Genomic DNA, 20,916 nt, shown 5'->3' on the forward strand with positions numbered 1-20,916 from the left:
AAGACAGAACAGAAGGAGTAAGTGTATGCGCAAGGTCATCGAAACCGGCTTGCCCAACGGAAGCGCGCCGGTCGAATGGGCGACCGTCTCGAACGGCACGCTCTACACGGCGAGCATTCCCATTCGCGCGGACGGTTCGATCGAGGATGGCGACATCGCCACGCAAGCCGAACTGACGTTCGCGAATCTCAAGCAGATTGTCGAGTCGGCGGGCGCGACCATGGACGACGTCACGCAGGTGCAGGTCTTTCTCACGGACAAGAGCTATTTCGAAGGCATGAACGAGGTCTATCGCCGCTTCTTCACGAAGCCGTATCCGAACCGCGCGACCATCATCGCCGATCTCATGGTGCAAGGCGGCAAGATCGAAATCCTGGCTCATGCCGATGTGAGCAAGGTTGCCTGATGAAGCATGTGATCGTCATCGGTGCGGGCATCATCGGGACGACGACCGCGCTCGCGCTTGCGGGCGCGGGCTGCCGCGTCACCGTGATAGACAGCCGCCGTGAAGCAGGCCTGGAAACCAGCTTCGCCAACGGCGGCTTGCTCGCGGCCAACAGCGCGTTGCCGTGGTCTTCACCCGGCACGCCGATGCAATTGCTTAAATGGCTCGGCCGCGAAGATGCGCCGCTTCTGCTGCGGCCTCGCGCAATCCCCGGTCTCGGCATGTGGGGTGTGCGCTTTCTGGCCAACTGCCGCGCTGCCAAGTACTACAAGACGGCTGCGACGCTCACCGCGTTCGGTCAGCAAAGCCTCGCGGCCATGGAGCGTCTGCTCGGCCAGAAGCGCATAGACGCGGGCATCCAGCGTGGCGGCCTGCTTGAACTGATTCGCGGCAAGGACGCCGAGCGGCGCGCGGAATCGTTCGCGCGCATGCTCGAGCGCATGGGCGCAAAGGTCAGGCGACTCGATGCAGCGCAAAGCGTGGCGCTCGAACCATCGCTCGGAGGCATTGCACATAGCATTGGCACGGCGCTCCTGCTCGAATCCGATGCGTGGGGCGACGCGCATGCGTTCAGCGTCGCGACCGCCGCCGCAGCCGAACACGAAGGCGTGACGTTTCGGTGGGGAAGCGCGGTGAGCGGTATCGACCTGCAGCGCGGTTCTGTTGCCGGCGTTCGTCTCGCCGACGATTATCTGAGCGCGGATAGCGTCGTGATATGCGCGGGCGCGATGTCTCCGTCGCTCGTCGGCCCGCTCGGCGTGCGCCTGCCGATGGCGCCCGTCAAAGGCTATTCGCTTACGCTCCGTGCCGACGAACTGGGATTTCTGCCGCAACGGCCTATCGTCGACGATTACGAGCATATCGGCGTAACGCCGCTCAAGGACATGCTGCGCGTGGCGGGCACCGTCGAATTCGATGGCTTCGACAGGACGCTGCGGCCCGGTCGCGTGGAGAACCTGAAACGCGCGCTGACGCGGCTTTTTCCGCAGATCCGGATGCCTGCCGAAGTGCAGCCCTGGTGCGGGCTGCGGCCCATGGCGGCAGATGGATTGCCGATCATTTCACCGACGGCGGTGCCGCGTCTTTTCGTCAACACGGGACACGGCGCGCTCGGCTGGACGCTTGCGTGCGGCTCGGCCGATCTCATCACGTCGATGATCACGAGCCGGAGCGATGCGCGCGGCACGCCGTTCAGTCTCACGCGCAGCTTCTGGTGAAACGAAGCGCGATAATCAAGTCAATGCAAGAGGGCAAGTCATGTCGGGTGAGGGAAGACGCGAAGTCATCGTGATCGGTGCGGGCGTGGTCGGCGTTGCGTGCGCGTTGTGGTTGCGAAGAACGGGTCTCGACGTGTTGCTCGTCGATAAGGGCGAGATAGCGGGCGGCGCTTCGTTCGGCAATGCGGCCACCATTGCGGACTACGCATGCACGCCCGTGCCGCAGCCGAAAATCTGGGGCGACATTCCCGGCTTGCTGTTCGGCGCGGACTCGCCGCTTTCCATTCGCTGGTCGCGCCTGGGAAGCTATGCGGGATGGCTCGCTGCGTTTCTCGGGCAATGCAACCGGCGCGCTTATGTCGCCAATAGCGAAGCGCTTGCGTCGTTGCTGCATGGTACGCACGAGGGATATGCGCCGCTTCTCGAAGACAATCCACACGCTGAGTCGTTCATTCGGCGCGATGGTTGTCTCTACTCTTATCGCACGCAAGGAGCGTTCGAGCGCGCCGCGGGCGATATCAAACTGCGTGGCTTGCTGGGCATTCGTCAAGAGGTGATAAGCGCGGCCGAACTCACGCAACTGGAACCCGCCATGCAGCAGCGCACGGTGGGCGGCGTGCTATTTCCTGCCGCATACCATCTCGTCGATCCGCAAGGCTTCGTGCAGGCGCTGGCCAAACCGCTGATCGACGAGAAGCGTTACGCACGCATGGAGGTCAGCGATATTTCAAGCAGCACCGCGGGCATCTGCCTGCGTTCCGCTGCCGGCGAAACGCTACACGCCGACAGAGTGGTGATTGCGGGCGGCGCATGGTCCGCGAAGCTCGCGGCGCAAATGGGCGATTCCATCCAGCTTGGCGCGGAGCGCGGTTATCATGTCGAGTTCCAACTGGATAAGCCGATGTTCACGCGGCCGACTTGCGTCGTTGAGTCGAGCTTCTATATGACGCCGTTGCGGGACCTGCGGCTGCGTGCTGCGGGGACTATCGAGTTGAGCGGGATCAAGTCACCGTTGAACCCTTCGCGCACGGCGTTCATCGAACGAAGCATCCGCCGCAACGTGGATATCGAAGCGCCCGTGTCCAGTAGCTGGCTCGGTATCCGGCCGACCATGCCGGACTACTTGCCGGTGATCGGACCATCTTCGGCGGACAAGCGCGTGATCTACGCGTTCGGGCATCAGCATCTCGGCATCACGCTGGCGGGAACCACGGGCGACATGGTCGCGCGATTGATTCACGGCAAGAGTCCCGGCGCAATCGAGCGCTTCTCCGCGGACCGCTTTAAATAATCGATACTGCCGCCGCGCGCGTCTTACTTCGCTCGACGCCTGCGCGTAGTCCCCCACGGCGGCGTCTCGAACGATTGCACCACCCAGTCGATGAACGCACGCGTTTTCGCGGCCGCATGCTTGGAAGACGCGCGCACCACGCTGAGTTGTTCGCCCGCGTCCACCTTCCAGCCGGGCAGCACTTGCACCAGTTCCCCGCTCTGCAATTCGCGGCCGACGAGCCAGTCCGTCCCATACATGATGCCGACGCCCGCGCGTGCCGCATGCAGCACGGCATCGATCTCATCGGTCGTCATTCTCGCGTTGATGCGAATGGCGCGGTGCATGTCGTCGCGTTTCAGATGCCATACCGGATGCGTGGAGAGCCGCGAAAAGCCGATGCATTCATGGCGCATCAGGTCTTCGGGCTTCGTGGGACGTCCGCGTGCGGCGAGATAATCCGGCGATGCGCACAGTAAGCGCCGCATGGTCGCAAGCGGCCGCGCGACAAGCCGGCTGTCTTCCAGTTTGCCGATACGCACGCCTACATCGAAACGTTCTTCGATCAGATCGACATAACGGTCCGTGTACGTGCATTCGACATCGAGCGAGGGATAGCGCGCAAGGAACTCCGGCATGCGCGGCGCAATCCACATGCGCCCGAACCCTGCGGGCAAGCTGATGCGCAAGAGCCCGCGCGGCGTCGCAGCTTGCGAGCGCGCTTCGTCTTCCGCATCGCGCATGATGTCCCACGCTTCGCGCACGCGATCGCGATAACGCGTGCCTGCTTCCGTCGCCGATACGCGGCGTGTCGACCGTTCGAGCAAACGAATGCCAAGACGCGTTTCCAGTTCCGCGATACGTCGGGAAATGACCGAGCCGTCGCGCCCCAACTGGCGGCCTGCCGCCGTGAAACTCCCGGTCGCGAGCACCGCGAGAAACGCCTGAACCTGATCCGTTTCGACGCCGTTCATTGATGCACCCCATGCACGAATGTTATGCCATGTGGGTCGATTATAGAGGCGCGTCTTCGTTAGCATGACCTCTGTGCTTAACGAAAAAGGAGCGCACCGTGAAAGCGTATCGACTGAAGGCAGGCAAGCCCTACGAATTGACGTTGACCGATAACGCACTCGAGCCCGTACCGGAAAGCGACGAAGTGCTCATCCGCATTCGCGCGGCGGGACTCAACTATCTCGATCTCATGGTGGCGAACGCGCGCTTCGGCAACGTGGACGCGAGCTTCGTGCCGGGTGCGGATGGCGCGGGCGAGATCGTCGAGGTCGGATCGCGCGTGAAAGGCTGGAAGGCGGGCGATCGCGTGATCGCCGGAATGATCGTGGATTGGGCCGCAGGACCGCTCACGGTAGCGAACGGCGAGCGTCTTCGCGGCGTCACCATGCCAGGCTCGCTCGCGGAATATGCGGTCGTGCCCGCTACCGCGCTCGTCGCCATTCCCGCTGCCATGCCGTTCGTGCAGGCCGCAAGTTTGCCGGTCGCCGCGACGACCGCATGGAACGCCATCGTCGCGGGCAATGTGCGGCCGGGGTCCACCGTGGCGTTGCTGGGTACGGGCGGTGTAAGTCTGTTTGCGCTGCCGCTTGCCAAGGCGGCGGGCGCGCGCGTGATCATCGCGTCTTCATCGGACGAGAAGCTCGCCCGCGCGCGCAAGCTGGGCGCGGACGTCACCATCAACTACCGGACCACGCCCGCATGGGACGTCGCGTTGCTCGAAGCCACGGAAGGGCGTGGCGCGGATCTCGTCGTGGAAACCGTCGGCGTGGCGACTTTCGAGCGCTCGGTGAACGCGGCGGCAATCGGTGGAACGATCTTCGTCGTCGGGCTGATAGGCGGCGAGGAAACGAAGATGCCCTTGCTCAAGGTCATGGTGAAGACCTTGCGCATTGTCGGTAATCAGACTGGCTCGACGGCCAATCTCGCCGATGCGGTCAAGGCCATCGCACAGTCCCGAATCGAACCGGTGATCGATCGCGTCTTTCCCTTCGATGCCGCGCAGGAAGCCTATGCCTATCTCGAATCGGGTGGCCACTTTGGCAAAGTGGTGATAGACGCCACTTGATGCCGGTTGTCGTACAACTAGTCAATCGTAATGCACCTTTTGGCGCTATGTAAGGAAAGCATTCTGTGTGTGAAGGACCGCATGAAACCGGCGGTTCGTAGGGTTTTCACGGACGCGAGGCAAGCAACTGACTTGTATGATGACGTATCTTTACAGATTCGTCGTCAGGTCTCGCGTGCGCGCATTCCTCACGCGCTTCGATAGCACCCAAAGGAGAAGACATGCGATTCCGCTACCGCTGGATAGTCGCCGCGCTGCTGTTCTTTGCCGGCATGCTCAACTATCTGGACCGCGCGGCGCTCTCCGTGGTCGCACCGCTCGTCAAGAGCGAACTGCATATCAACGACGCGCAACTCGGCGTGCTGTTCAGCAGTTTCTTCATCGGATACTGCGTGTTCTGCTTTATCGGCGGATGGGCGGCCGACAAGTTTGGTCCGCGCAAGGTGTTCGCCATTGCTGCCGCGTTCTGGTCGCTGTTCTGCGGCGCCACGGCATTCGCGGGTAACTTCGCCACGCTGATGGTGGCGCGCGTCGCGTTCGGTGTCGCCGAAGGCCCAATGGGCACGACGACCAACAAGTCGATCTCGAACTGGTTCCCGCGCAGTGAAGCGGGCCGCGCCGTGGGTCTCACGAACGCCGGTCAGCCGTTGGGCGCCGCCATTGCCGCACCGATCGTCGGGCTGGTCGCTTTGCAGTTCGGCTGGCGCATTTCCTTCGTCGTGATCGCGGTGCTCGGCTTCGTGTGGATTGCGTTCTGGTTGCGGTGCTTTCGCGATCATCCGGAAGATCATCCTGCCGTGACGCGCGAGGAAGCCGCGCATATCGCGAGCGACAGGCTCGTGCCGCATCACGCGGAGGGTTCCGCTGAAGCAGGCTCGCAAGCGGGCGTGATGCACTATTTGCTGTCTTTGCCGGTGCTCGGCGTGGCTGCCGCGTTCTTCGCGTTCAACTACGTGCTGTACTTCTTCTTGTCCTGGTTGCCGAGCTACTTCACGGACTATCAGCATCTCGACATCAAGCACATGAGCGTGATCGGCATCCTGCCGTGGCTCGGCGCGACGGCGGGCTTCGTGCTCGGCGGCATCATCTCCGACGCGCTCTACAAGAAGACCGGCAACGTGCTCTTCGCGCGCAAGACGGTCATCATCCTGGGACTTGGCGTGGCGGCAATCTGCGTGTTGCTGGTGTCGCGCGTGAGTTCGCTTGCGCCTGCCGTCGCGTTGATCGCGGTGGCGAGTCTCTTCGCTTTCATGACGCCGCAAGCGTGCTGGTCGCTGTTGCAGGACATCGTGCCGCGTGATCGCATTGGCGCAACGGGCGGCTTCGTACATTTGCTCGCGAATCTCGCGGGCATTCTCTCGCCGAGCATTACCGGCTTTCTGATTCAGTACGGCGCGGGTTACTCGTCGGCTTTCATTCTCGCGAGCGCGTTGTCGGCACTCGGCATGGTGATCTTGTGGGTCGCCGTGCGTGAAACGCAAGTCATGCGGCTGCGTGGCGCGCCAGTCTGAAGAAGTAACAACGAAGGTAGAAGCCAAGCTGACTGGTAAGCGTCGGGCATCGATCTTGCGCCCGATGCTCGAGGCAAAGGGTCCTGGCGAACGATGTTCGTCACGCGCACCTGCATCGCGGAGCACCGCTTTCGCCATGCCGCCAGTCACGGAGCATCGCCTTGCCTTCACCCAATTCTTCGATACTCGAACGGCTCGCTCGTTCGCCTCTTCCGGTCTTCGTGCTCGTTGCTATCGCTGGCGGCACGGATGCGCTCGTCATGCTTCACAGCAAGGAATGGCTCGCGGTCTATATGACCGGCAATTCCACCAAGCTGAGTCAGTCGCTTGTTCAAGGCGCGTTCGAAAAGACGATTCCGCTCATCTGCGTCATCGCGTGCTTTCTTGCCTTCACGACGCTTGCCGCGTGGCTTGGAACGCGCTTTCCCCGATGGCGCGCCGCCCTGTCCCTCACGCTCACCGCAATCCTTCTCGCTTGCGCCGTGCCGCTCACGGGCGAGCAGTTCTCGCCGCTCACGACGTGTCTCGTCGCGGCAGGCATGGGCGCGATCAATCAGGCGCTCGCCGATCAGCCGGGCGTCACGTTCATTACGGGTACGTTCATTAGCGTCGGCAGGCAACTCGCTAGCCGCAAGTTCGGCGCGGCTGCGCTCGGCATGCTGCGCTGGATATTGTGGATCGTCGGCGCAGCTGCGGGCACGGTGCTGAATATTCTGTTCGGCCCTGGTGCGCTGGCGGCCATTGCGCTTGCCGCACTCGTCTGCGCACTCACTGCGACCGTGTATGGCAGCGCCATGCACGCGGAACGGCTCGCGCATTGATTGCTGTTCGATTCGTCCAGCAATCGTTCAACGATGGAGAAACTACTCATGTCTGGCAACGATACGACTCCCTATTCCGTCACCGGCCCCGGCACCGCCGATGGCCCGAAGCTGCCCGCATCCGGCGAATGGCAAGCGCCCGCGGAGATCGACGTGGGCAGCGTCGAGGACGGCAAGGTCGAGTTCCCGAACTGGAAGGGCGATGCGGACAAGCCATCGCCTCCGCCGCCAGCACCGACGTCGCCGGACAAACGTGTTGGCTTTGCAATCGTCGGTCTAGGACGTTTGGCGCTCGAACAGATTTTGCCGGCGTTCGTGAACAGTAAGCACGCGCGGGTTGCGGGGCTGGTGTCGGGCAGTCCAGACAAGGCGCGGGCGGTTGCCGCGCAATACGGCGTGAACGAAGCGGCCGTCCATGACTACGATGACATATCGCGTCTCGCCGACAATCCCGACATTCAAGCGGTATACGTCGTCACGCCTAACGGCTTGCATCTGCCGCACGTCATTGCAGCAGCGAAGGCCGGCAAGCATGTGCTATGCGAAAAGCCGATGGCCAACACCGCCGACGAGGCGCGCCAGATGATCGACGCCTGCGCGAAGGCGAACGTCAAGCTCATGGTGGCTTACCGTTGCCAATTCGAAGTCTTCAACAGTGCAGCGATGAAGCTCGTGCAATCGGGCGAGCTGGGAAGGGCGCGCATCATCGAGGCGACCAATGCGCAGGTGCAAGGTCCCGGCGGTCAATGGCGTTTGAGGTCGGCCCTGGCGGGCGGCGGCGCCTTGCCGGATATCGGCTTGTACTGTTTGAATGGCGTGCGTCATGTGCTCGGCGAGGAACCCGTCGAGGTCTATGCGCAGATCGTGAATCCCGCCGATGACGAACGCTATCGGGAAGTGGAGGAAACCATCGCGTTCACGTTACGCTTTCCCTCGGGCGCGATTGCGCAATGCGCAAGCAGTTACGGCGCGCATGAATCGAAGGATATGCGTATCCGTCTTGAGAGAGGCTGGATCGATATCGAGAACGCGTTTGCGTACAAGGGACAGCGCATGCGCATTGCGCGACGCAAGGACGATTTCGAAGTGGTCGAAGAGCAGCGGCTCGAATTCAAGGATCAGTTCATGCTCGAAATCGACCACTTCGCGCAGTGCGTGCGCGATGATCGCCAGCCCGACACACCGGGTGAAGAAGGTCTGCGCGATCAGGTGTTGATGGAGGCGATTTATCGGTCGGCGCGAGAAGGGCGGCCGATTGCGGTGGCCGAGAGCGCTTGAAGATTCAAAGCGCTCTCGCCGCACATCAACGCGTAGGCGAGAGCGCCAGGTACGGCGTGATATTGCGCATGGCGCGCGCAACGTAGTCCTCTTTCTCGGCCACAGGCGCCACATAATGCAGCGCGCTTTCGGCCGCTTCCACGCCTTCGAATCGCGCAATAACCCAAGCTGCCAGATACTGCGAAGCAAGACAGCCGCCAGCGGTTGCCACATTGCCGTTGGCGAAAAACGGCTGATTCAACACATCGACGCCGGCTGCCTCGACCCACGGCTTCGTCGTCAGATCGGTACAAGCGGGAACACCCCCAAGCAACCCGAGCTTTGCCAGCACGAGCGTGCCCGAACACTGCGCGCCGAGTAACTGCCGCGCCGGATCGAACCGCATCTGCGCCATGAGCGCTGCATTGGCGACGACTTCGCGCGTCAGCAATCCGCTTCCGACGATGACCGCATCCGCGTCACTCGCCTCGCGCAGGGAAATGTGGCCTTCGATTACCACGCCGTTCATCGACTTCACGCGCGTTTCGGGTGTCGCAATCGACACGCGCCAGTGTGGCTTTTTGATGCGATTGAGAATGCCCAGCGCGATGAACGAATCGAGTTCGTTGAAGCCTTCGAACGTGAGAATGGCGATATGCATGATGGCGCACCGTTGAGCGATTGAATGATCGAATGAGCCGATGCTAAACCTGGAGTCCATTACAATCAAATAATTGTCATGGATACATTTCGCATGGCCCAGCCCCGCTACAAGACGCTCGTCGATTCCTTGGCCGCCGATATCCGCGCGGGCCGTTTGCGCGCGGGCACGCGCCTGCCCACGCATCGCCAGCTTGCGGCCACGAAGGGCCTCGCTCTCGTCACGGCGTCGCGCGTCTATGCGGAACTCGAAGCGATGGGCCTCGTGCGCGGCGAGACCGGGCGCGGCACTTTCGTGCGGGAAATCTCGCTGCCGCCGGGCCTGGGTGTCGATCAGCACGTGTTGGGATCGGACATGATCGATCTCAACTTCAATTATCCGTCGCTGCCGGGTCAGGCCGAGTTGCTGCGCAACGCCTTGCGCCAGCTCGCCGCTTCGGGCGATCTCGAAAGTCTGCTTCGTTACCAGCCTCACGGTGGCCGTCCGCATGAACGGGCAATCGTGGCGCGACATTTGAAGGCGCGCGGGCTTGCGGTGAGCGCGAACGAAGTGTCCATCGTCAACGGCGCGCAAGCGGGGCTCGCGGCGACCGTCGTGGGCTTGCTTCGTCCCGGCGATGTCGTCGCGGCCGATGCATTGACGTATCCCGGCTTCAAGGTACTGGCCGAGGCGCACGGGCTCGAACTCGCGCCGATTCCAACGGCCGGCTCCGGGCCTGATCTGGATGCGCTGGACCACTTATGCAGAAGGCGCCGCGTGCGGGCGGTCTACGCCATGCCCACGCTGCACAATCCGCTTGGCTGGGTGATGAGCGCGCATCGTCGCAAGCAACTCGTGGCGATTGCAAGAAAGCACGGGCTTTTGATCATCGAGGACGCCGCATACGCCTTCCTCGTCGACGATCCTCCCACACCGCTGGCCGCGCTCGCACCCGAGTCGACCGTCTATGTCTCCGGGCTTTCGAAGAGCGTCGCGACGGGCTTGCGCGTGGGTTTCGTGGTGGCATTCGCCGACGCCATGAAAGCGATCGAACGCGCTGTAAGAGCGACCACTTGGAACACGCCGGGCGTGATGACGGCAATTGCTTGCGGATGGCTCACCGATGGCACCGTGCGCCGGCTCGAAGCGGAGAAGCGTCGCGACGCGAAGCATCGTCAGGCAATGGCCGCCGACATCCTCGCGGGCATGCGATGCGTCCGTCATCCTGCGTCGTATTTCGTGTGGCTGCCGCTCGCGGAAGAGGTTCGCGCCGATCAGGTCGCAGCGTCACTCATGCGCGAGGGCATTTCGGTGGCGACCGCTGAACCTTATTCGGTTTCGCCGCATGTGCCGCATGCCATTCGGCTGGCGCTGGGTTCCGTCGAGCGCGATGTGCTGCGCGATTCGCTCGAGACAGTGAGGCGGGTGATCGGCGAGTACGCGTATTGAAGATGCACCGGCGCGTCAGGGAAACTGCTTGACGTTGAGATCGAACGGCGGGGCATTGCGACTCTTGAGCAGATGCACGAACCTGTCCTGTGTCGCTCGCGCATGCGCGGGCAGATACTTCACGAGCGCCGCGCGGTCCTTGCGCTTCACGATCTCGATGATCTTGTCGTGCTCACGCAGGTTCCTGTCGAACTGCAGGTCCTGCTCTTCGGGCGTCGATTCGGCTTCCATCTTGTAGAGATGCACCAAAAGCCGCCGGACATGGCGGTGCGTCGATTGCGCAAACTCATAGAAAAAGCCATTGCCCACGGCCTGATTCATTCGCATGTGGAACTTCTCGTTGAGCGCGGTGATGTTCAGAAACGCGCGCGCCTGAACTTGCGTGACGTATTGCGTCTGAATCGTCGTCAGGTCTTCCGCCAGTCCCGGTTCGAACCGCATCATCTGCGCGAGGATATTCTCGGCTAGCTGATGCGCGACGAGAATCTCGCCGATCTCCTCGAAGTCGAGCCGGCGCACGAAGGTCCCGCCGCGGTTGGGCACGATATTCACGAAGCCTTCCGCGACCAGCCTGTTGATGGCCTCGCGCGCAGGCGTGCGTCCGAGCATGAAGTCGTTCAGCAGCATGGGTTCGTCTATACGGCTGCCCGGCGAAATCGTCAGATCGATGATGCGCGAGCGAATGGCGTTCACGGCCGAATCGGTTTGGCTCATCGAGCTTTCGGCGGCGACGGGTTCGGCTGCATCGAGTATCGATTGCGATGGATCGTCGGATGACACGAGCGCGGCTTTCGCCGACGTCTTGCGCGACACGGTTCTGCCGGCGGTCTTCGCGGCGGCGGTTTTCAGCTTCGGCATAGTCTCTCGTTTTCCCGCCCTGGCGCAGGCGTTCAATTTCGTATATGCGAAGTATATAGGATGTCGGCTATTACGCCTTCGCCTTGCTCAATAACGCTCTTGCGCACATGAACAACTATTTTTTTGAAAAGTATACGCGACGTATATTCACATGCTAAGGTTGGGTCGTTGCTCATCGACGAGCAATTCGAAGCACCCGGCTTCTTCACTGACGACCCAGGTTCCAAACACATTCTGGCGCTGACCCGGAAGGACCCTGGCACGCCTGCGAACAGGCCGTTCGTGCACGACACACCAATAAAGGAGAACGAGTTGAGCGACGCAATAGAAGGAATCGAAACGCTCGTCGGCCAGAAAGTACGGCGCGACATCAGCCGTCTGGTCGCCTTCGCGAAGGGCAATCTGGCGCGCGCCGCCGCGAGCATTGCGGGACAACGTGAGCCGCATATCGGCATCGTCTGCGGATTTTTCGTGCGTCATGCCGAGCCGCCTTCGCCCGAAACGGACGGGCTCAACGGCATGGCGCAACTGGCAGCGGGTTTTGTCGAAGCGGGCATGCGCGTGACTGTCATTACCGATGCGCCTTGCGCCAAGGCCGCATGGGCCGTGACGCGCGTGTTGCCGGGCAAGGTCGCGCTCGAAGTGGTCGATGTCGACGACACCGCCGTGCGCGATCTGCGCAAGCGCCTCGAAACGGCGGAGCATCCGATTACGCATCTGATCGCCATCGAACGTTGTTCGCTGGGCTCCGACGGGCGCGCGCATCGCGAGCATGGCTGGGATATCTCCGACGACACCGCCGCGCTCGACTACCTCTTCGCCGACGAAGGATGGCAGGCGCCGTGGAAGACCATCGGGATCGGCGACGGCGGCAATGAGATCGGCATGGGCGTGTTGCCGAAAGAGATCGTCGAAACAGACATCCCGAACGGGCCGCTCATCGCCGCGCGCACGCCGGCCGACTATCTGATCGTGTCTGGCGTCGCCAACTGGGGCGCGTATGGCTTGCTCGGCGCGGTCGCGGAGCTGAAGCCGGAGCTGGCACAGCCGCTTCTCGCGCATTTCAACGGCGCGTTCGAGAAAAAGGTGCTGGCGGCGGCCGTGGAGATCGGTCAGGCCATCGACGACAGCCGCGTGGATCGTCCCGGCAAGCTGCAGATGACCATCGACCGGTTGCCGCTGGAAGACCACGTTGCGATCATCGACGGCATTCAGGCGCTGGTCGCGCGTTCGTCTTCGCCGGGCGTGGCGCGCTAGGGGCACGTGCCATGAGACAGGATCTTTCGATCGTATTGCTGCATGCCACGCCGGTCGCGATGGAGCCTATCCATCGCGCGTTCGCAGCGGACTGGCCCGAAGCGCGCTTGAGCAATCTGCTCGACGACGGTCTCACGGCCGCGCGCGCAGCGGACGAGCAACTCACGCCGGCGCTGATGCAGCGCTTCGTGAATCTCGTGCGCTATGGCTACGAAGCGGGCGCGGACGCGATTCTCGCGACCTGTTCGGCGTTTGGTCCGGCCATAGAGAAAGCGGATCGCGAGTTGCCGGTGCCGGTCTGCAAGCCGAACGACGCGATGTTTCAGGACGCGCTTGCCTGCGGCAGCCGTCTCGCGATGATCGCGACCTTCGCCCCGGCTGTGCCGACGATGGAAGCCGAGTTCGCCGAGGAAGCCGCGCGCATCAATCTGCAAGCGACGCTCGATACGTTCGTGGCCGCCGAAGCCATGACGAAGCTGCGTGCGGGCGATGCATCGGCACACAACGCGCTCGTGGCCCAGGAAGCCGCGAAGCTGCATGGCTACGACGCGATCCTGCTCGCGCATTTCTCCACTTCGCGTGCGCAGGCGCTCGTGACAGAAGCGGTGCGTGTTCCCGTGTTCGCCGCTCCGCAAAGCGCGGTGCGGCGGCTCAAAAGCCGCCTTGGTCTTTGAGAGAAGGAGCTAACCGATGATCCACGAGACAAGGCCGCTTACGCTCATGAGCACGCTGGCCGTGAAAGGCGCGCTTACAGAAAGCGTGCTGCCCGCCTTCGAGAGGCACCACGGCTTGGCTGTGAACGCGACGTTCGATCCCACCAACGTGCTGCTCGAACGCATCGTGCGTGGCGAGCGTGCGAGCGTGATGGTCGCGGTGACCTCCGCCATCGACGATCTCATCGCGCAACGTGTTCTGAGCCCGCGCGGGGCGCGTGCAATCGTGCGCACCGGGATAGGCGTGGCGGTCGCGAGCAATGCGTCTGCGCCGCCGCTTCGCACCGTCGACGAGTTGAAGCGCTGTCTGCTAGCGGCCAAGTCCGTTGCGTATTCGCGTAGCGGCGCGAGCGGCGTCTACTTCGCGACCTTGCTCGGGCGGCTCGGAATCGCGCAGCAGATCGACACGAACGCGACCGTCATCCCCAAGGGATTCACGGGCGAATGCGTGACGCGCGGCGATGCGGATGTGGCCATTCAACAACTCAGCGAACTTGCGATGGTGTCGGGCGTAAAGATCGCCGGTCCGCTGCCCGAGGAAGTGCAGTCGTACACGTGCTTCTCCATCGCCGCCTTCGCGGGTGCCGACGAAACGCCTGAAACCGAAGCCTTGCTCCTCACACTCGATTCGCCCGCCGCACGCGATGCCTACGAGAAGTTCGGCCTCGAGTGTCTCGATTAATTCAGCAGCCACAGCCTTCCGCCGGCCATGAACTATCAATTCGATTTCAGCTTCCTGCAGCAGTACTGGGGCGATCTGCTCTACGGCATCTGGCTGACGATACGCATGACCATCGTCGCGACCGTGCCAGGGTTCGCCTTGGGCGTGGCGCTCGCCGTGGGCCGTCTGCATGGCGGCGCCGGTCTTTCGCGTGCCATTCGCGCGTATGTCGAGGTCATCCGCAACACGCCGCTCGTGCTGCAAGTGTTCTGGATTTTCTTCGGGCTCGCGGCGATCAAGTTGCACGTACCCGCGTTCGAGGCAGCCATTGCAGCGCTCGTGGTCAACGTCAGCGCCTACACGGCGGAGATCATGCGCGCGGGGCTGGAAGCGGTGCCGCAAGGCCAGATCGAAGCGGCGTCGTGTCTCGCGATGTCGCGGCGGCAAGTGTTGTGGCATGTCGAGATTCCGCAGGCGGTGGAGAAGATGTATCCCGCACTCGTGAGCCAGTTCATCCTGATGATGCTCGCCACTTCCATCATGTCGCAGATATCGGCGGAGGAACTCACGGGCATTGCCGATCTGATTCAGTCGATCACGTTTCGTGGTTTCGAGGCGTACATGGTGATCGCGCTCGCTTATCTGGCGCTCGCCAGCGCGTTGCGCTGGGCGTTGCTTGCGGCAGGCGCGTTCATGTTTCCGCGTCTGGGTCTTGCGGGTGCGCGCGGAGGACGTTCATGATCTTCAACCTCACGGACGCCCAGCTCGCCTACATGCTCAAGGGTACGCTCGCCACCGTCGAATTGTCGGTCGCGGGAGCGGTGGGTGGCGCGATCATCGGCTTGCCCGTGGCGCTCTTGCTCGTGTCGGGACGCGGCATTGCGTTGAGGCTCGGCCGCGCCTACGTCACCGTGATGCAGGGCATTCCGCTGCCTGTCGCGATGTTCGTCGTGTACTTCGGCATCGGACTCTTCGGCTTCGACGTGTTGCCGGTCATTGCCGCATCCGTCGCGCTCGCGGTCAACGCGGGCGCCTATCTCGCCGAGATCTGGAAAGGCGCGATTCTCGCCGTGCCCGCCACGCAATGGGAAGCGGGAGAGTCGCTCGCGCTCTCGTATCTGCAGCGCATGGTGCACGTGATCCTCCCGCAAGCGCTGCGCATTTCGGTGCCACCGACAGTTGGCTTCGTCGTCGCGCTCATCAAGAACACGTCGTATGCGGTGGTCATCGGCATGAGCGAGCTGACCTACACGTCGCGCATGGTCAACAACACCACGTTCGAGCCGTTCGTCATCTTCACGCTCGCGGCTGGCGTGTATTTCATTCTCTGTTATCCCGTGGCGCGCATGAGTGTCCGGCTGGAACGCATGGGCCGCTTCGGTGCGAGACTCGGCAAGGATTCGACGCAATGAACAACATCGTCACTTTCAAGGGCGTGCGCAAGGCTTACGGTTCGACCGAAGTGCTGAAGGGTATCGATCTCGATGTGCGCAAGGGCGAAGTCGTCGCGCTCATCGGCCGCTCGGGGTCCGGCAAGAGCACGGCGCTACGCTGCGTGAACGGCCTCGAACGCATCACTGGCGGAACGCTGGAAGTATGCGGGCACAAGCTCGGCGATACGGAAGTGGACCTGCGCGCATTGCGGCTCGACGTGGGCATCGTGTTCCAGAGCTACAACCTGTTTCCGCATCTGACCGTCAAGCAGAACATCACGCTCGCGCCGCTCAAGGTGCGCCGTCTCGCGCGCGCCGCCGCTGAAGAACTCGCGGCACACGTGCTCGATCAGGTGGGACTCGGCGCGCGTGCATCGGCGTATCCGCATGAACTCTCGGGCGGTCAGCAGCAACGCGTGGCGATTGCGCGTTCGCTCGCCATGCAACCTGCCGTGATGCTGTTCGACGAAGTGACATCCGCGCTCGATCCCGAACTCACCGGCGAAGTGCTGCGCGTGATGGAACGGCTTGCGCGCGATGGCATGACCATGCTGATCGTCACGCACGAGATGGCGTTTGCGCGTTCGGTCGCGCAGAAAGTGGTGTTTATGAACGACGGCGTGGTTTGGGAAGCGGGTAGCGGCGCGATGCTCGAAGCGCCCAGAACCGCCGAGCTTCAAATTTTCGTAGGCAACGGGCTGTAACCCTTTTACTCATCAACCTTTGAACCAGAGGCACGCGAAATGAACCTGAAGCGCGGCTGGACCCGATTCCTTGCAATGACCTTGACCTTATGCGCGCTTAATAGCGCGGCCAGCGCCGACACGCTCGCCGACATCAAGTCGCGCGGCAGCATCAACGTGGGTATCGACTTCACACATCCTCCTTACGGCATGATCGACGCGAACGCCGTGCAGACCGGCACCGACCTCGATATCGCGCGCCTGATTGCGAACGACCTCGGCGTGAAGCTGAATATCGTCCCCGTGAACGGACCCAACCGCATTCCGTTCTTGCTGACGGGCAAGGCGGATATCGTCGTTGCGTCGTTCTCGGTCACCGATGAACGCAAGAAGGTGATCGGCTTCAGCCGCCCGTATGCCACCGAGCCGATCTTCGTCGTCGCGCCGGGCAAGAACACGCTGAAGGATGTCGAGAGTCTTGCCGGCAAGACGGTGGCTACGGCGCGCGGCACCACGGCCGATCTGGATCTCGTTGCGGCGATCAAGGACAAGGGCGTGAAGGACGTGAACATCGTCCGCTATCTGGACGAGGCCACCGAGCGTACGGCGGTGTCGTCGGGTCAGCAGAGCATCTTCGTGGCTGCGCTCGCCGATGCGCTTGCCGTCAAAGAGACGAGCCCCGCATCCAACTTCGAGTATCAGTTCCAGGTGGCCGAAGACCCGCTCGCCATCGGCCTCAAGCGAAACGATGCCGCCATGCAAGGCTGGCTCGATACGTGGGTTGCGAGCAATCTTCAGAACGGCAAGCTCAACGCGGTCTGGAAGAAGTACTTCGGAATCGACATTTCGCGCAGCGTTTATTGAACGGGCGGTGACATGAATTCATCGAATGCTTCCACCCTGCTCACGCCGGTACGGCTATTCGGCAATCTTGCGTTCGTAAGCGGACAGCTTCCGCGCGAGGCGGGCGAACTGAAGTATCGCGGCAAGGTAGGCGAAGAGATTGCGATGCCCGACGCCGAAGCCGCGGCCGCGCTTTGCGCGCATGCGTGTCTCGCGGCGCTGGAGCGCGCGCTCGGCTCGCGCGAGAAAATCGCGGCCGTGCTCAAGTTGACCGGCTTCGTTGCCTGCTCGCCGGACTTCACGGCGCAGGGCAAGGTGATCGACGCGGCCTCGCGCGTACTCATCGACGCGCTGGGCAGCGAAGTCGGCGGCCACGCACGCAGCGCGATCGGCGTGCAGCAGCTTCCGCATGGCGCGCCGGTGGAAGTCGAGCTGATCGTCGGACTGAAGTGATGCAGACATCGAACGGTACTTCGCTCAGGTTCTGCGCGAACCTCAAGTGGCTCTTTACGGAGCTGCCCTTTCTCGAACGCTTCGAGGCGGCCGCAAAGCAGGGCTTTAGCGCGGTCGAGTACGCGTCGCCTTATGAGTTCGAGCCTGCGATTCTCAAGGCGACGCTCGATGCCACGGGGCTTCGGCAAGTGCTGATCAACACGCCCGCCGCGCCGCCTGGAAGTATCGGCAGTAGCGGGTTCGGATGCATTCCCGGCGAACGGGCGCGGTATCGCGATGGCGTGTTGCGTGCGCTGCATTACGCGTCGGCGCTGAAGTGCGGGCTCATTCACGTGATGGCTGGACTTGCGCCAGGCGGCGTGCCCGTTGAACAGGTGCGCGATACGTTGCGTGAAAATCTCGCGTGGGCTGCGGATGCGGCGCGCGATAGCGGCGTCACGCTGCTGCTCGAATGCCTCAATCAGATCGACGTACCGGGCTATGCTCTGCGCAGCCTCGAAGAGGCGCATGCGTTGATGAAGGAGATCGCGCAACCTAAGTTGCGCCTGCTTTTCGATGCCTATCATTGCCGCATGAGCGGTCTCGATGTGGTCGAGCAATTCGCCTTGTATGCGCCCGACGTCGCGCACATTCAATTCGCCGACGCACCCGGCCGCCACGAACCCGGCACCGGCGACATGCCGTGGAACGAGTTGATCGCGAGTATCCGGGCGCAGGGTTACGAAGGCTGGATTGGCTGCGAGTATCGGCCTCGTGAATCGACGGTCGCGGGGCTCGGGTGGCTCAATGCCTTCAAAGAAGCACCCTAGCGCTTGAATATCGCTTCCAGGTCCACTTCCTCCTCGACCACATCCAGATTGAGCGCGCTTTGAATGTGATCGAGGTGATGCAGCATCAACTCCGCCGCCTTGTCGCCGTCGCCCTTGGCGATGGCATCGACGATAGCGGTGTGTTCATCGGCGCGGCAACTCGACGTTATCGGCGCGTTATAAAGCAGGATGACGAGGCACGTCAGTGTCGATAGTTCGCGCACGCTGCGCGTGAACGACGAGTTACCCGCGAGCGTCGCCACGAGATTGTGAAATTCGCCCGAGAGCCGGATGACCGCGCGCTTGTCCGAACGCTCGCGCGCGTCCATTTCGAGCCGCAAGTGCTCGCGCATTTGCGCGAGCTTGTCAGGCGTGATGCTGCGCGTGAGCCGCGCAATGACTGCGGGTTCGATCACCCTGCGCGCTTCGAAAACATCGCGCGCCTGGTCCACCGAAGGCTTCGCGACGAACCAGCCTTTCTTCGGATACACCTCGACGATCTGTTCATATGCAAGCCGGCTCAACGCGTCGCGCACACGTGCCCGGTTCACGCCGAAGATACTGGCCAGACGTTCTTCGGCGAGCTTCGTGCCGGGCACGAGCCGATGCTCCAGTAGTGCGACGTAGATCTGTTCGTAAATCTCTTCGCTGGTGTTGTCGCCGTCGCCTGTCTTGCGGGGCTTGAGTTTCTGCGTTTCGCCGACGGTTTTTAGCATGTGCCGCGTCTGATGGATTGGCGCATGTCGAAAGAGACATGCCGATGGTCAGGCTCGCTTCGCCCGACCGCTTACCGCACGAACGGATGTTCCTTGATCCAGTGGTTCGCAATGTCGATACGCCGCGTGACCCACACGTCCTCGTGCTTCATCACATGATCGAGGAAACGCTGGAGACCCGCCGCGCGCGCCGGATGACCGATGAGCCGCATATGCAGCCCGACCGACATCATCTTCGGTTGTGTCGCGCCTTCGCTATACAACATGTCGAAGCTGTCGCGCATGAATTCGAACCACTGATTGGCCGTGCCTACCGACCCGGCGAACTGACCGTCGTTCGTGGTCAGCGAGTAGGGTATCACCAAATGCGGCTGGCCCTGAACCACCTTCCAGAAGGGCAATTCATCGCCGTAGTAGTCGGAATCGTAGAGAAAGCCGCCTTCCTCGACGAGCAGCCTTCTCGTGTTTACCGAAGGCGAATAGCGGCAATACCAGCCGTACGGACGCTCGCCCGTCGTGCGCTCAAGCGACTCGATCACGCGGCGAATATGCTCGCGTTCCTCTTCCTCGCTCAGGTCGTAATGCTTGATCCAGCGCCAGCCGTGACTGCACACGTCGAAGCCTGAATGGCGTATGGCTTCCGCTGCCTGCGGATTGCGTTCGAGCGCCAGCGCGCAGCCATACACGGTGAGCGGCAGGCCGCGCTCCCGAAAAAGCCGCATGAGGCGCCAGAACCCCACGCGGCTGCCGTATTCGAAGAGACCTTCGGCTGCAAGATCGCGGCCGCGCACGCCGGAGTTCAAGCCGTGCGATTCGGTGAACCAGGTCTCGGTGGCGGCTTCGCCATCGCCGATGGAAGGCTCCGAGCCTTCCTCGTAATTCATCACGAAGTTGATGGCGATACGCGCGTTGCCCGGCCATCGCGCGTGGGGTGGATGCGCGCCATAACCGATGAAATCGCGATCGAGATCCATGCTGCACTCCTGTGTCGTGTCGTGGTGTTTCGAAAGGATGAGCGGGCTCAAAGCATCACGTCGCCGCCATTGGGCGAGAGCGTCTGACCGATGAAATACGCGCCGCCCGTTTCCGATGCGAGCAAGAGCGCGGTGGGGGCGATCTCGCCGGTTTCACCGAAGCGGCCGACGGGAAGCTGCGCGAACTTCATCGCGCGCCATTCGTTTGTGAAGCTCGCGAGCATCGCGGTTTCGACGGGGCCCGGCGCAATGGCGTTGACGGTCACGCCGTGCGGCGCGCCTTCGTAGGACAGCGCGCGCGTGAGGCCGACCACGCCCGCCTTCGACGCGCAATAGTGGCTCATGTCGTACGTGCCCTTGTACGCGAGTTGCGAGGCGATGTTGATGACGCGGCCGTACTTCCGCGCGATCATGTCCGCGAAAAACTGCTTGGTGACGAGGAACGTGCCGCGCAGATTCACGGCCATCATGCGGTCCCATTCGTCGATGGACAGATCGACGAACGGCGTCTCGCCGCTGATTCCCGCCGCATTCACGAGAATATCGACGGGGCCGAGATGCTCGCGGCTCCATGCGTTCAGGCGCGCGACGGCATTGGCATCGGTGACGTCGCATTCGGTCACGGCGGCTTCTGCACCGCTGGCGGCGAGTTCGTCGGCGAGTGCTTGCGCGCCGGCTGCATCGCCGATATGCGAAATGCCGACCTTCGCGCCCTGAGCCGCGAACAGTTGCACGATGGCGCGGCCGATACCCGTGTTGCCGCCGGTCACGAACGCCGTGCGGCCCTTCAGCGAGAACGATTCCATGCTGATGCTCCTCCTTGATT

Annotated in this window: 23 protein-coding genes; 17 read left to right on the forward strand and 6 right to left on the reverse strand. The window is 62.5% G+C overall.

Features of this window, described 5'->3' with window-relative positions:
• The first annotated feature begins 25 nt into the window (after positions 1-25).
• The 3 genes from QCE79_RS20490 to QCE79_RS20500 are packed head-to-tail and all read left to right on the forward strand — an operon-like array spanning position 26 to position 2,953.
• Complete coding sequence (locus QCE79_RS20490; RefSeq protein WP_244831146.1) at positions 26-406, forward strand: RidA family protein; 381 nt, start codon at positions 26-28, stop codon at positions 404-406.
• Complete coding sequence (locus QCE79_RS20495) at positions 406-1,662, forward strand: FAD-dependent oxidoreductase (RefSeq protein ID WP_309847409.1); 1,257 nt, start codon at positions 406-408, stop codon at positions 1,660-1,662. The genes QCE79_RS20490 and QCE79_RS20495 overlap by 1 nt, the downstream gene beginning before the upstream one ends.
• A gap of 40 nt (positions 1,663-1,702) precedes the next feature.
• Positions 1,703-2,953 (forward strand): FAD-binding oxidoreductase, encoded by a 1,251-nt coding sequence (locus tag QCE79_RS20500; RefSeq protein ID WP_309847412.1) that lies wholly within the window; start codon positions 1,703-1,705, stop codon positions 2,951-2,953.
• A 23-nt stretch (positions 2,954-2,976) separates the two neighbouring features.
• Here QCE79_RS20500 and QCE79_RS20505 read toward each other — a convergent pair whose 3' ends face one another.
• Complete coding sequence (locus QCE79_RS20505) at positions 2,977-3,906, reverse strand: LysR family transcriptional regulator (RefSeq protein WP_309847415.1); 930 nt, start codon at positions 3,904-3,906, stop codon at positions 2,977-2,979.
• Between the two features lie 98 nt (positions 3,907-4,004).
• Between QCE79_RS20505 and QCE79_RS20510 the strand changes: the two genes are divergently transcribed.
• The 4 genes from QCE79_RS20510 to QCE79_RS20525 all read left to right on the forward strand — a co-directional run bounded on the left by QCE79_RS20510 (position 4,005) and on the right by QCE79_RS20525 (position 8,622).
• Positions 4,005-5,012: an NAD(P)-dependent alcohol dehydrogenase gene (locus QCE79_RS20510; protein WP_309847418.1), complete on the forward strand. Its 1,008-nt coding sequence runs from the start codon at positions 4,005-4,007 to the stop codon at positions 5,010-5,012.
• Between the two features lie 221 nt (positions 5,013-5,233).
• Complete coding sequence (locus tag QCE79_RS20515) at positions 5,234-6,523, forward strand: MFS transporter (protein WP_309847420.1); 1,290 nt, start codon at positions 5,234-5,236, stop codon at positions 6,521-6,523.
• A gap of 161 nt (positions 6,524-6,684) precedes the next feature.
• The gene (locus QCE79_RS20520; RefSeq protein WP_309847422.1) at positions 6,685-7,344 is read left to right on the forward strand and encodes a YoaK family protein; all 660 of its coding nucleotides are present in this window, start codon (positions 6,685-6,687) and stop codon (positions 7,342-7,344) included.
• 48 nt (positions 7,345-7,392) lie between these two features.
• Positions 7,393-8,622: a Gfo/Idh/MocA family oxidoreductase gene (locus QCE79_RS20525; RefSeq protein WP_309847425.1), complete on the forward strand. Its 1,230-nt coding sequence runs from the start codon at positions 7,393-7,395 to the stop codon at positions 8,620-8,622.
• Positions 8,623-8,647: 25 nt separating this feature from the next.
• Here QCE79_RS20525 and QCE79_RS20530 read toward each other — a convergent pair whose 3' ends face one another.
• A complete protein-coding gene (locus QCE79_RS20530) occupies positions 8,648-9,262 on the reverse strand; it encodes a DJ-1/PfpI family protein (protein WP_309847428.1) in 615 nt (204 codons plus the stop codon).
• Between the two features lie 93 nt (positions 9,263-9,355).
• Between QCE79_RS20530 and QCE79_RS20535 the strand changes: the two genes are divergently transcribed.
• The gene (locus QCE79_RS20535; RefSeq protein ID WP_309847430.1) at positions 9,356-10,690 is read left to right on the forward strand and encodes a PLP-dependent aminotransferase family protein; all 1,335 of its coding nucleotides are present in this window, start codon (positions 9,356-9,358) and stop codon (positions 10,688-10,690) included.
• A 15-nt stretch (positions 10,691-10,705) separates the two neighbouring features.
• Here QCE79_RS20535 and QCE79_RS20540 read toward each other — a convergent pair whose 3' ends face one another.
• Entirely contained in the window at positions 10,706-11,548 is an 843-nt protein-coding gene (locus QCE79_RS20540) for a GntR family transcriptional regulator (protein ID WP_309847433.1), read from the reverse strand.
• Positions 11,549-11,860: 312 nt separating this feature from the next.
• Here QCE79_RS20540 and QCE79_RS20545 point away from each other — a divergent pair, with 312 nt between their 5' ends.
• The 9 genes from QCE79_RS20545 to QCE79_RS20585 all read left to right on the forward strand — a co-directional run bounded on the left by QCE79_RS20545 (position 11,861) and on the right by QCE79_RS20585 (position 18,400).
• Positions 11,861-12,805 (forward strand): glutamate cyclase domain-containing protein, encoded by a 945-nt coding sequence (locus QCE79_RS20545; RefSeq protein WP_250527166.1) that lies wholly within the window; start codon positions 11,861-11,863, stop codon positions 12,803-12,805.
• A gap of 11 nt (positions 12,806-12,816) precedes the next feature.
• Complete coding sequence (locus QCE79_RS20550) at positions 12,817-13,479, forward strand: aspartate/glutamate racemase family protein (protein WP_309847437.1); 663 nt, start codon at positions 12,817-12,819, stop codon at positions 13,477-13,479.
• A 16-nt stretch (positions 13,480-13,495) separates the two neighbouring features.
• A complete protein-coding gene (locus QCE79_RS20555) occupies positions 13,496-14,200 on the forward strand; it encodes a substrate-binding domain-containing protein (RefSeq protein WP_309847440.1) in 705 nt (234 codons plus the stop codon).
• 27 nt (positions 14,201-14,227) lie between these two features.
• Entirely contained in the window at positions 14,228-14,920 is a 693-nt protein-coding gene (locus tag QCE79_RS20560) for an amino acid ABC transporter permease (protein ID WP_244831160.1), read from the forward strand.
• Positions 14,917-15,591: an amino acid ABC transporter permease gene (locus QCE79_RS20565; protein WP_244831161.1), complete on the forward strand. Its 675-nt coding sequence runs from the start codon at positions 14,917-14,919 to the stop codon at positions 15,589-15,591. Before QCE79_RS20560 ends, QCE79_RS20565 begins: the two co-directional genes overlap by 4 nt.
• Positions 15,588-16,316, forward strand: coding sequence for an amino acid ABC transporter ATP-binding protein (locus tag QCE79_RS20570; protein ID WP_309847444.1), 729 nt, complete (start codon positions 15,588-15,590; stop codon positions 16,314-16,316). The genes QCE79_RS20565 and QCE79_RS20570 overlap by 4 nt, the downstream gene beginning before the upstream one ends.
• Before the next feature lie 75 nt (positions 16,317-16,391).
• Entirely contained in the window at positions 16,392-17,159 is a 768-nt protein-coding gene (locus QCE79_RS20575; protein ID WP_244831163.1) for a transporter substrate-binding domain-containing protein, read from the forward strand.
• Between the two features lie 12 nt (positions 17,160-17,171).
• Positions 17,172-17,591, forward strand: a complete 420-nt coding sequence (locus QCE79_RS20580; RefSeq protein WP_244831164.1) for a RidA family protein — start codon at positions 17,172-17,174, stop codon at positions 17,589-17,591.
• The gene (locus tag QCE79_RS20585; RefSeq protein WP_309847451.1) at positions 17,591-18,400 is read left to right on the forward strand and encodes a TIM barrel protein; all 810 of its coding nucleotides are present in this window, start codon (positions 17,591-17,593) and stop codon (positions 18,398-18,400) included. Before QCE79_RS20580 ends, QCE79_RS20585 begins: the two co-directional genes overlap by 1 nt.
• Here the strand turns inward: QCE79_RS20585 and QCE79_RS20590 are convergent.
• The 3 genes from QCE79_RS20590 to QCE79_RS20600 form a co-directional block, all read right to left on the reverse strand.
• A complete protein-coding gene (locus tag QCE79_RS20590) occupies positions 18,397-19,116 on the reverse strand; it encodes a GntR family transcriptional regulator (RefSeq protein ID WP_244831166.1) in 720 nt (239 codons plus the stop codon). The genes QCE79_RS20585 and QCE79_RS20590 overlap by 4 nt on opposite strands.
• 71 nt (positions 19,117-19,187) lie before the next feature.
• Positions 19,188-20,090, reverse strand: a complete 903-nt coding sequence (locus tag QCE79_RS20595) for a polysaccharide deacetylase family protein (protein WP_309847453.1) — start codon at positions 20,088-20,090, stop codon at positions 19,188-19,190.
• A gap of 47 nt (positions 20,091-20,137) precedes the next feature.
• Entirely contained in the window at positions 20,138-20,896 is a 759-nt protein-coding gene (locus QCE79_RS20600) for a 3-oxoacyl-ACP reductase family protein (RefSeq protein ID WP_309847456.1), read from the reverse strand.
• Positions 20,897-20,916: the final 20 nt, after the last annotated feature.

Origin of the sequence: Caballeronia sp. LZ003, assembly GCF_031451465.1 — a bacterium.
GTDB lineage: Bacteria > Pseudomonadota > Gammaproteobacteria > Burkholderiales > Burkholderiaceae > Caballeronia.